Source organism: Geminicoccus sp. (assembly GCF_035556675.1).
Taxonomy (GTDB): Bacteria; Pseudomonadota; Alphaproteobacteria; order Geminicoccales; family Geminicoccaceae; genus Geminicoccus.
On sequence record NZ_DATMFZ010000066.1, the window covers coordinates 1 to 11,999 of the forward strand.

Annotated in this window: 7 protein-coding genes; all 7 read right to left on the reverse strand. The window is 67.1% G+C overall.

The features are described from left to right. Positions 1-2,588: chemotaxis protein CheB (locus VNS22_RS04970; RefSeq protein ID WP_325730211.1), on the reverse strand; the 2,588-nt coding region annotated here is incomplete at its 3' end. Between the two features lie 114 nt (positions 2,589-2,702). Next, positions 2,703-3,701: a chemotaxis protein CheB gene (locus VNS22_RS04975; protein ID WP_325730212.1), complete on the reverse strand. Its 999-nt coding sequence runs from the start codon at positions 3,699-3,701 to the stop codon at positions 2,703-2,705. Between the two features lie 146 nt (positions 3,702-3,847). Then, positions 3,848-5,782, reverse strand: a complete 1,935-nt coding sequence (locus VNS22_RS04980) for a hydantoinase B/oxoprolinase family protein (RefSeq protein WP_325730214.1) — start codon at positions 5,780-5,782, stop codon at positions 3,848-3,850. A gap of 16 nt (positions 5,783-5,798) precedes the next feature. Continuing rightward, entirely contained in the window at positions 5,799-7,838 is a 2,040-nt protein-coding gene (locus tag VNS22_RS04985) for a hydantoinase/oxoprolinase family protein (protein WP_325730216.1), read from the reverse strand. A 25-nt stretch (positions 7,839-7,863) separates the two neighbouring features. Continuing rightward, positions 7,864-8,793: an aminotransferase class IV gene (locus VNS22_RS04990; RefSeq protein ID WP_325730218.1), complete on the reverse strand. Its 930-nt coding sequence runs from the start codon at positions 8,791-8,793 to the stop codon at positions 7,864-7,866. A 27-nt stretch (positions 8,794-8,820) separates the two neighbouring features. Beyond that, entirely contained in the window at positions 8,821-10,626 is a 1,806-nt protein-coding gene (locus VNS22_RS04995) for a hydantoinase B/oxoprolinase family protein (protein ID WP_325730220.1), read from the reverse strand. A 19-nt stretch (positions 10,627-10,645) separates the two neighbouring features. Beyond that, positions 10,646-11,999, reverse strand: a 1,354-nt coding sequence (locus VNS22_RS05000) for a hydantoinase B/oxoprolinase family protein (protein WP_325730222.1), incomplete at its 5' end; no start/stop codon positions are given.

Below are 11,999 nucleotides of genomic sequence, written 5' to 3' on the forward strand. Positions count from 1 at the left end.
ACGAAGATCGGCGAGCGGGACAGGTTGACCAGCCGGGTCTCCTGGCGCAGCCGCTCCTCGCTCTGCCGCAGGGCTTCCTCGGCCCGGCGGCGCTCGGTGATGTCGACGAAGGTGGCGACGATCCCGTCGATCTTGTCGTCGATGGTGCGGTATGGCCGCATCCGCACGAGATACCAGCCGCCGGCCCGGCTCGGCACCTCTTCCTCGATCGGCGCCAGGTCCTTGAGCACCAGGCGCGCCTGGTCGGCCAGCCCGTCATAGTCGAGCTGATGGGTGAAGTCGGTGATCGGCCGGCCCTCGTCGTTCAGGGTGATGTTGAACAGCTCGGTCAGCCGCGGCGTGAAGCGCTTGATGCGCAGGGATGTATCGAGGAACAGCGTGCCGACATCGGTCGCGGCCATCAGGTTCTGCAGGTCGCTGTGCGCCCGCGACACGCTTTCGAGCTTCAGCTTCAGCTCGTTGTTGACCGTCTGCAGCTCCTCGTTGATCGACTGGAGTTCTTCCTTGCTGGTTTCCAGCTCCTCCGAGGTGGAGCGGAACTCCTCGTTGATCGACTGCAGCTCCTCGTTGGCGGCCCGCAGCTCCTCGTTGGCCGCCTCGGATTCCTCCCGGGTCGCGCGCAGCCGGTTCTGCGCCGCCTGCAACTCCTCCTGGAGCTGCTGGATCAGCTCCTCGCTGGCACCGCCATCGGCCCGCCCGGCATCCGCCAGGTGCGTGGCTTCATCCACCGCCTCGCCTTCGATGAACATGACGATGGCATGGCTGGCGCCCCCGCCGTCCCGGACCACCGGCTTGGCATGGAGATATACCCGCTGGGCGGCACCGTTGAACCGGACCGGGATCGGGGCGGTGAGGGTGGGTTCACCCCGTTCGAAGGCACGATGGAGGGCCGAGCGCAGGTCGAAGCGCAATTCCTGGCGAACCAGGTCGACCGCGTCGACGCTCAGTGGTCCGCCAGCCGGCTGCAGGTAGCGCCCGGCATTGTCCGAGAGATGGATGACGCGGTGCGCCTCGTCGATCAGTATGCTGGGCGGTGCGACCCGCTCGAGCATCTGCCGATGAAGCACGGCGTCGCTCATGCTGCCGCCCGAATGGTGTGCCCGCGCCGGGACCGGGCCGCGGTCGTGGGAATGATGGCTGGTACCCAGGAGGATGGGCAGTGCGGGCCGCTTGTCCCCGGGGGCTGCCACCGACCGGTAGATCCGCGCATCCCGATCGACCGGGCGGAACAGACCCACGGGTTGATCCGCGCTCTCCGAGGAGCCGAGGAACAGGAAGCCGCCCGGGTTCAGGGCATAGTGGAAGGTGTTGCAGACGAGCTGCTGCAGGTCGCGATCGAGATAGATCAGCAGGTTGCGGCACGAGATCAGGTCCAGCCGCGAGAAGGGCGGGTCCTTCAGCATGCTGTGCGTCGCGAACAGGATGATGTCGCGCAGCTCCCGGCGAACCCGGTAGTGGTCGCCTTCCTTGAGGAAGAAGCGCCGCAACCGCTCCTCGCCCAGATCGACCTCGATTGCATCGGGAAATCGGCCTTCACGGGCGATCGCCAGGGCACCGGCATCCAGGTCGGAGCCGAACACCTGGATCTCGGGCCGCAGGTCGCGCCGGCTGGCCTCCTCGAGCAGCAGCATGCCGATCGTGTAGGCCTCCTCCCCGGTGGCACATCCCGGGACCCAGACCCGGATGAACGAGCCGACTTCCTTGTTCTCGAACAGGCGCGGGATCACATGCTCTGCGAGCGACCGGAACGCCTTCGGGTCGCGGAAGAACGTCGTCACCGAGATCAGGAAGTCCGAGAACAGCGCCTGGGCTTCCTCGGCATTCTCGCGAAGGTAGTTATAGTATTCGCGAAGCGACTCCTTCCTGGCGACCTGCATGCGCCGGGCGATGCGCCGCGTAACGGTGGCGCGCTTGTACTGGGAGAAGTCATGGCCGGTCCGCACCCGGACATGAGCCAGGATCCGCCGGAGGCTTTCCTCGTCTCCTTCGGGCACGCCATTCGCGGAGATCGTTTCGCGCTTGTGCAGGATCTCGACCAGTTGCCGTGCGATTTCCTGGACCGGCAGCACGAAGTCCGCGACCTGGGTCGCAATGGCGCTGCGAGGCATGGACGAGTATTCGGCCTCGTTCGGATCCTGCACCATGACGATGCCGCCGGCTTCCTTGACCGCCTTGACCCCGATGGCGCCATCGCCGCCGGCGCCGGTCAGGATGATGGCGAAACCATCGTTGTGCTGCTCCGCCAGCGAGCGGAAGAACATGTCGATCGGCGCCCGCTGCCCCCTGGGTTCGTCGAACGGCAGGGCGGAGACCATGTGATCGGCGATCCGCAGCCGCCGGTTCGGAGCGATCACATAGATCTTGTTCGGTTCCAGATGAGCGGTATTCTCGACCTGTTCCACGCTCATGCTGGTGCGCGATGCCAGGATGCTGGGCAACTGGCTGCGCGTGTCGGGATCGAGATGAACGATGACGACGAAGGCTGCACCGGTATCGTCAGGCATCGAATCGAACAGCAGCTTCAGGGCAATGACGCCGCCCGCGGATGCCCCGATGCCGACGATCGGCGGGTCGACCTGGTCCTGCATCAAACGCTCCGTGCGGGCTGAAGACTGAAGCTGGATATGCACGGCCCGGGTTCTATTACGGCCGGCCTGCCAGCGATACCGCTCTTGTCTGCATCGCAGCTGGGAGGTGGTCCCTCATGGCTGCCGGATCGCATCCATGCCGGTGCTCACGGCCTGCCGAAGCGTTTCGGCGTAATGCCGGTATTCTGCGGCGCGGGAATCATAGACCTTCGCCAGCGCATCCCGCCCCTGGGCACGGGCATCCTCGGCCATCCGCTCCACGATGCCCAGCCGTTCCTCCATGACCCGCATGGCCACGGCCAGGGCCTCGTGCACCTCGTCCTCCTGGGCGACGAGCAGGTTCTCGGCGGTGAACCCGTGCCCGATCTGGCAGCGATAGCGCAGCGGACCATTGCCCTTCATGTGGGACAGGACGCCGTGACAGTGAGGGCAGCTGAACATCGAGGGCTCGGCGATCTTGCTCAGCCGGTCCGAGCCCAGGCGGCTGCCGAGCGCGATCTTGACCTCCAACTCCAGGTCCAGCCCCGTCGGCCTGGGGGGGCCTGCGGGCACTCTGGCCAATTCGCCTAGCAAGGGCCCGAGCTGGTCCGAGCGCACGACATGGTCGACGGCAACGGTCGCCATGGCCGCGGTCGGCATGGCGGCGACCTCCGCATCCAGGGGATGCTGAACCACCGTGATCCCACCCGTTTCACTGATCGCGTGCAGGCCGGAAGCACCGTCATTCATCATCCCGCTCAGCACTACGCCGATCGCGCGGGGGCCGAAGGACAGTGCCGCCGAGCGGAACAGGGGATCGATCGCCGGTCGGCTCATGTTCTCGCGCGGCCCGCGGCCCAGCCGGATGGTGTGGTCCACGACGAGGAGGTGGCGGTCGGAGGGGGCCAGGTAGATGTGGCCCTGCTCCAGCGGCTGGCCGTCCACCGGGCTGTTCACCCGCAGGGACACGCCGGCGCTGAGCAGTTCGGAGCGATGGTCGTCTGCATCCTTGGCCCGGTGGGTGCAGACCAGGACCGCAGCGGGAAGATCGGCGGGCAGATCCTGGAAGATCCGCTGCAGCACCGGGAAGCTGCCCGCAGAGCCCCCGATGACGATCAGGTCATGGTTGGGCATGCGGGGGACCTCCTGCTTCAGTACCGGCATTCAAGGACAACCGGCCGTCGCAGGGGGCGTTCCCGGGAAAGGGCCGGCCGGCAGCAGGCGGCGGCTCTCGCCGCCCCCGCCGCCGGCCGGCCCGGCAGGAACGAAGCCGGGCCGGGTTACCCGGTGAACCCGTAGGCGCTGCGCGCCTGCTCCGGGCTGACATAGCCCTCGGCCACGTCCTCCCGGATCAGCTCGGGATCACGCTGCTTCGGGTCGCCATAGCCGCCGCCGCCCGCGGTGATCAGCAGGATGCGGTCGCCCGGCTCGAACACCACGTTGGCGTACTTGCTGCTCGACTTCTTGTTGTCGGTCTCGCGCACCGTGGTCCAGCGGTCGGTCCCGGCCTTCATGACCTTGGTGCCGCCGGCAGCACCCCGCTCGCCGCCGAACAACGGGAAGGGCCCGGTCTCGTGACGGTCCGAGCACTGCGAGCCGGTGATCGGCACGGTGGTCACATACAACGTGCGCTTGTAGCCCAGGCCGCCGCGCCACTGCCCGGCACCGCCGGAATCCTGGACCAGCTCGCAGTTCTCGACCCGCAGGGGGAAGCGGGTCTCGAACACCTCGGTCGGGTTGAAGCGGCAATTGCCGTTGATGGCGTTGACGGTGTTGTTGCCATCATGACCCTTCCGGCCACCCCAGCCGCCCGACATGATGTCGTAGCAGGCGAAGTATTCGTCATGGTCGGGATGGTCGCCGCCGAACACGAAGTTCGTGCTGGTCCCCGATTCCGAGGCCATGGCGCGGTCCGGCGTGCAGCCCGCCATGGCGCCGATCACGATGTCGGCGAGACGCGGGTGGGTCTCGGTGTTGCCGGCGACCAGCGGGCCCGGATAGTCGACATTGGTGACGTGGCCAGGCGGCGAGAGCACCCGGATCGGCCGGAAGCAGCCGGAGTTCTTCGGGATCGACGCGTCGGTGACGTGCAGGAGGCCGTTATAGGTGGCGCCCGTGGTCACGCCGAGGGTGGCGTTGATAGGCCCCTTGGCCTGCTTGGAGCTGCGGCTGAAATCAGCCACGACCTCGTCGCCGTGCAGGTGCAGGTCGACCGCGATGGTGTACGGCGTCGTCGTGACACCATCGTTCTCGATCACGTCCTCGAAGGAATAGACGCCGTCCGGGAACGCGGCGATCTCCGCCCGCATCCGCCGCTCGGCATAGTCCATCAGGTCTTCGCAGGTCTGCTTGAAGACGTCCTTGCCGTACTTCTTGACGATCTGGGTGATCCGGTCGACGCCCAGGTCCACCGCACCGATCATGGCGCGCAGGTCGCCATAGGACTGCCGCGGCGTGCGGGTGTTGGCGAGGATCAGCTTCCAGACTTCCTCGACGTCCTGGCCGGCCTTCATGATCTTCACCGGCGGCACGCGCATGCCTTCGTGGAAGATCTCGGTGGCCTCGCCGCAGAAGGCACCCGGCACCATGCCGCCGATCTCGGCGATGTGGCCGATGCAGACCGCGAAGCCGAGCAACTCGCCGTCCACGAAGAACGGCTTGAAGAAGGTGTGCTCGGGGCAGTGCAGGCCGCCGCGATAGGGGTCGTTGTGCAGGAGGATGTCACCCTCCTGCAGCGTGTCGAACGGGATCTCCTGGGCGCAGGTCTTGATGAGCAGCGGCATGCCGCCGATCATGGTCGGACAGAACTCGGCACAGGCGATCATGTCGCCCTTGGCGTCGGCGAGCGCGCAGGTGAAGTCGAGCCCCTCGTTGAAGATCGTCGAGTACGACGTCTTCATGAGCAGGATGCCCATTTCCCGGCAGATCGAGACCATGGTCGAATCCATGATGTTCATGGTGACCATGTCGAGCGGCGCCAGGCGCTCGCCCTTGGACGGGTAGGCCGCCTCGAAGGGCAGCTTGGGCTGGACGATCGGCATGACCGGGTCGTCCTCGCCCTTGGCCCGCCGCTCGGTCCATTCCACGCACCAGGGCGAGCAGAACAGGCCCTTGGGCCCGGGCCCCGTGCGCACCCCCTCGCCATAGACGAGCAGGCCGCAGCAGGCGCACTTGTTGTACTTTTCGACGTAGAAGCCGTTCTCGGACATGCGCATCGGATGAGTGTCCTTCTCAGGCCTGGATCGTATCGATGAGGAGATGGCCGTAATCGTCGACCGTGAGGCGCTGGCCGGGGCAGACCACCGTGACCGAGGCCGCCTCCTCGACGATGACCGGCCCCTCCAGCACATGCCCCGCCAGGAGCTTGTCGCGGTCGAAGACATCCACGTCGAACCGGCCCTGGACATAGCCGACGCTGCGCCGGCCCATGGGCACGGGCGCGCCGGTGGCCTTCTCCAGCTTCGGGATCTCGGGCAGGGCCGAGTCCGAGATCGCGGTCACCGAGAAATTGACGATCTCGATGATGTCGCCCTTGGTGTTGAAGCCGAAGCGCGCCTTGTGCGCCGTGTGGAAGGCCTCCCAGAGCTGCTCGATGTCGGCGTCGGGCGAGAGCGTGTTCTCGTCGACGGTCAGCTCCAGCTCGTAGTTCTGACCGAGATAGCGCATCTCGAGCGCGCGGGTGAGCTTGATCTCGTGGTCGAAGCCCTGCTCGGTGAGCTGGGCCTTCGCCTCGTCGACCAGGGACTGCATGATCGCGGCCGCCCTGGCCTTGTCGAACCGGTTGCTGGTGAGCTGCGCGGTGCGCTGCCGGTCGACGCGGGGCTGAGTCAGGATGAAGCCATAGGCCGAGAACTGGCCCGGATGGTTGGGCACGATCCCCTTGGGAATGCCCATCTCGACCATCAGCTCGCCGACGTGGAGCGGCCCGGCGCCGCCGAAGGTGGAGAGCGTGAAGTCGCGCGGGTCGAGGCCGCCCTCGATCAGCACGGAGCGCAGCGCGCCCACCATGTTGTTGTTGGCGATGCGCACGATCGCGAGTGCGGTCTCGTCGACGTCCTGGCCGAGGGCCTCGGCGACGCTCGCAACCGCCTTGCGCGCCCGCTCGACGTCCAGCCGCATCCGGCCGCCCAGGAAGTTGTCCGGGTCGATCCGGCCCAGCAGCACGTTGGCATCGGTGACGGTCGGCAACTCGCCCTTGCCGTAGCAGGCCGGGCCCGGGTTGGCACCGGCCGACTGCGGCCCGACCCGGAGCATGCCGCCCTTGTCGATCCAGGCGATCGAGCCGCCGCCCGCACCGATCGTGCGGATGTCGATGATCGGGATCTGGATCGGCACGCCCCATTCGATCTCGAACGCGGTCGTGAAGCGCTCCTGGCCGTCCAGGATCACCGACACGTCGGTGGAGGTGCCACCCATGTCGAGCGTGACCAGGTGGTCGATGCCGGTGAGCTGGGCCACGTGCCGGCTGGCGATGACACCGCCCGTCGGTCCCGACACCACCAGGTTCACCGGCGCCTCGGCCGCGGCATCCAGGGTCATCTCGCCGCCGTTCGACTTGATGACCACGGTCGGCGCCTTGAAGCCCGCCTCGTCCAGCCGCTTGCGCATCGAGCCCATCTGCCGGCTGACCACCGGCTTGAGATAAGCGTCGGCCAGCACGGTCGAGGCGCGCTCGTACTCCTTCCACTTGGGCAGGACTTCGTAGGAGATCGAGATCGGCAGGTCGGGCAGGACCTCGGTCAGGATCTCCTTGATGCGCTGCTCGTGCGCCGGGTTCAGGTAGGAGAACAGGGTGCAGACCGCGACCGCCTGGATCTCCGGGTTGGCCTTGATCTGCTCGCCCAGCGCCCGGACCTCGGCATCGTCCAGGGGCTTCAGCACGTTGCCGTAGGCGTCGATCCGCTCGTCCAGCTCGAAGCAGTGGCGGCGCTTGGCCAGCGGGTTCGGCTTCACCCAGCTGGCATCGTAGTGATACTTGCGGTTGCCGCGCTGGACGAAGATGACGTCCTTGAAGCCCTTGGTCGTCACATAGGCGACCGTGGCGCCCTTGCGCTCCAGGATCGCATTGGTCGCGACCGTGGTGCCGAGCCGGATATGCTCGACGGCAGCGGCATCGCTGCTCTTGTAGCGGCCGAGGCCGCCGATGATGCCGACCACCGGATCGGTCGGCGTGGACAGTTCCTTCCAGACCTCGACTTTCTTGTTGACGCGGTCATAGGCGACGAAGTCGGTGAACGTACCACCGACATCAATTCCGAGAGCGTGGCTCATCTCAGGGTTACTTTCTTGGTGCAACTCAGGCGATCGGCGCGTCGTAGTCGACCGGCGTGGCGTGCCAGCCCTGTCGGCGCTTTTCCCAGAAGGTTTCGCGCAGCTTCGCGGAAATCGGGCCCGGGCGGTCGTTGCCGAGGATGCGCGAGCCCAGCCGGCTCACCGGCATCACGCCGCCGGCGGTGGTCGAGAGCAGGATCTCGTCGGCCTCTTCCAGCTCCGCGCGCGGGATCGGGCGGGTCTCGAACGGGATGCCCAGCTCCTCGCAGAGCTCCTTCACCGACAGCCGGGTGATGCCCTCCAGCGCCCCGCGCGGCGGGCTGACCACGGTGCCGTTGACGATGGCGAACGCGTTGTAGCCGGGCCCCTCGGTCAGGTTGCCTTCCTGGTCCAGCAGCAAGGCCGTCTCGAACCCGCCGTCATGCGCCTCGAACAGGGCCTGGGTCAGGTCGCCCCAGTGGAAGTTCTTGACGGTGGGATCGACCGATTCCGGCGGGATGCGCGGGGTCTTGGCGATCGTCGCATGGACCCCGCGAGCCTGCTGCTCCTCGGAGAACAGCCAGACCCAGGGGATCGCGAAGCAGACGAGATAGGCGCGGCCATAGGCCGGGTGGTAGGGCAGGTGCGGCGCCGGCTTGCCGCGCACGCAGTCCATGGCGACATAGGCCTCGCGCAGCCCGGTGCGGCGGACCAGGTCGGTCAGGATGCGCTTGATGTCCTCGTCGCTCTCCTCCGGCTTCATCCGGAGCTTGTCCATCGAGCGGCGAAAGCGCTTGATGTGGTCGTCCAGGCGGAAGAAGGCCCCGAAATAGACGCCGACCACGTCATAGGTGACGTCGGAGCGCCGGTAGCCCCAGTCGGTGATGGGGATCTTGGCCGCCTTGATCGGCATCACCTGGCCGTCGACATAGGCGGCACCTGCCGACCAGTCGGTCTCCGTCGGCGTCTCGCTCATTTTGCTGAAGCTCCCTATCGCATTCGTTCAGTTGGCAAGGCTGGCCCGCAGCCTGGCCGTCGCCGCCTCGTCCACCGCCAGCTCGGTACCGGCATCGACCAGTACGACGCCATACACGTCCCTTGCCCGCTCGCGCGAGACCCAGTCCTCCAGGACGTCGTGCAGGACCCGCGCCGGGTCACGCTCGAGCGGCGAGCCGTAGCCGCCGCCACCCGACGAGCGCGACACCACATACTCGCCGGGCTCGAGCTTCACGCCATGGCAGGCCGGCAGCTCCGTGAGCGTGCCGTCCAGCTCGCGCTTGAAGGCCCGGGACAAGGCGCCGGGCCCACCGCCCTGGGCACCCTCGGCCGGGTTCACGGTGCCATCCGCGGTGTAGAGCACCTCCATCGTGCAGCCCTCGGTCGGGCCGAACTCGGCATAGACCGAGGGTGCGCCGCGAAACGTGCCGGCCCCTTCGGTGTCGGGCGTCAGCGAGCGCCGGCGCACGAACAAGGGATGGTGCAGCTCGTCGACCTCGATGCTGTCCTGCCGGCAGAGCCCGGCATTGCCGACATGGATGATCGACAAAAAGCCGTCGGTGACGGGCGTGCCCGCCCCGCCGGTCGCCCCTAAGAAGATCTGGTTGACGAAGGGTGCATCGCCGTGGCGTGGGTCCTTGCCGGAGATCACGCCCATGGCCGGCGGCATGATCGGCCCGGTATCCGCCATGCCGAAGCCCGGCGCGATCTCGGCGATCGCCCGCTGCACCGGGTTGGAGACCCGGTCGGCGAGATTGGTGGTCGCGACCGAGCAGCTGTGCGGGTGGCGCGGGATGCCCACCACGCAGTTCTCCCGGAGCAGCACGTCGACCCGGCGGAAGCTGCCGGCATTGGCCGGGACGCTGTGGTCCAGGATGCCGTTATAGATCCCGACCATGGCGGCGGTGCGCGCACAGCCTTCCGACAGATTCAGCCCGCAGGGCTGGCAGTCGATATTGTCGGTGAGGTCGACGATGATCTTGGCATTCTCGCTGTCGATCGTCATGTCGACCTTGACCGGGATGCCGTCCGGCACGCCGGGGAAGGGGTCGTGCGCCGAATGCACCGTCACCTTGCCGGACGGCAGGCGGCGGATCGCCTCGACCATCTTCTGTTCGGAATAGTCGAACCAGCCGGTAGCATACTGCTCCAGCGTCTCCCAGCCGACCTCCCGGCCCAGCTGCAGAAGCTCGCGCTCGCCGATCCGCACCGCACCCAGCGTCGCCAGATAGTCGCCCCACCACTGTTCCGGCACGCGGATGCGCGCCCGGCACATGCGGATCAGGTCCTGATTGTCCTGGTAGTTCGACTGGATCTTGGCCGCCGAGAAGATCAGCGCACCTTCCTCGTATACGTCCTTGGCGTGGCCCATGTAGGTGGTGGGCCGGGAGTTGCCGCAGTCGGCCTGGTGCGCCTTGGCGAGCACGAAGAAGCGCAGCGTGCCGCCCTCGTCGACCACCGGCACGATCAGGCAGTGGTCGGCGGCATGGGAATCGCCCTCGTACGGGCTGTTATGGAGGAAGCAGTCGCCGGCCTTCAGCTCCGGGTGATACTGCTTCACGGCCCGGCACATGATGTCCGGCCCGATCAGCGTGTGGATCGGCAGGCTTTCGGCACTCGCCAGGAGCTCGCAATCGGCGGTGAGCACCACGCAGGAAAAGTCGTGCGCGGTGTTGAGCACGCCGGAACGCGCGGTGCGGAACAGGGTGTTCTGCATCTTGCGGGCGATGCTCTCCATGCGGTTGGAGATGATCGCCATCCGCACGCCCTCGCGCGCCCAGCCGGCCCGCTTGTCGACGTTGGTCACGGCCATCGGCCTTCCTCCCTCCGTCTCACTGGGCCTGACGCAGTGAATCGCGCAAGTTGCGCGTGGCCGCCTCGTCGACCGCGAGCGTGCCGTCGGCCAGGCTGCCGGTGGTGACCAGGCCATAGACGGACCGCGCCCGCTCTTCGCTGATCCAGCCTTCCATCAGGTCGTGCAGGACCCGTGCCGGATCACGCTCCAAGGGCGAGCCATAGCCGCCACCGCCGGCCGAGTAGGACACCACGAGCTCGCCTGGCTTGAGCGTGACGCCGTAGCAGGGCGGCAGGTTGGTCAGGCTGCCGTCCAGCTCGCGCTTCATCGCCCGCACCGGACCACCCTTGCCGCCGCCACGGGTGCCCTCGGCGACGTTGATGGTGCCGTCGGCCGTGTAGAGCACCTGCATGGTGCAGTCCTCGATCGGCCCAAGCTCGGTATATGCCGAGGGCGCGCCACGGTACGTGCCGGCTCCCTCCGTGTCCGGGACGAGATAGCGGGCCTTGATGAAGATCGGGTGGTGCAGTTCGTCCACCTCGATGCAGTCGATCCGGCACATGCCGGCATTGCCGGCATGGATGATCGACAGGAAGCCGTCGGTGACCGCCGTGCCGGCCCCACCGGTCACGCCGATATGGACCTGGTTCACGAACGGCTCGTCGTGGTTGCGCGGGTCCTTGCCGGAGATCACGCCCATGCCTGGCGCCATGATCGGCCCGGTTTCCGCCATGCCGTGGCCTGCCGAGATCTCGGCGATGGCGCGCTGCACCGGGTTGGAGACCCGGTCGGCGAGGTTGGTGGTGGCGACCGAGCAGGAGAACGGGTGGCGCGGGATGCCCACGCAGCAGTTCTCGCGCACCAGCACCTCGATCCGGCGGAAGCTGCCGGCATTGGCCGGCACGCCATGGTCGATGATGCCGTTATAGATCCCGACCATCGCGGCGCTGATCGAGGTGCCCTCGGTCAGGTTCAGGCCGCAGGGCTGGCAGTCGGGATTGTCGCGCAGGTCGACCGTGATCTTCCCCGCATCGGCATCGATCGCGACATCGACCTTGACCGGAATGCCGTCCGGCACGCCCGGGAAGGGATCATGCGCGGCATGGATCACCCGGCGCCCGCTCTTCAGCCGGCCGATCGCGTCGACCATCTTCTTCTCGGAATAGTCGAACCATGCCTCGGCATAGTTCTCGAGCACATCCCAGCCGACCTCGCGGCCAAGGGCCAGGAGCTCGCGCTCGCCGATCCGGACCGAGCCCAGGGAGGCCAGGTAATCGCCCCACCACTGCTCGGGCACGCGGATGCGCGCCTTGCACATCCGGATGATGTCGTCGTTGTTCTTATAGTCCGACTGGATCTTGGTCGCCGAGAAGATCAGCGCCCCTTCCTGG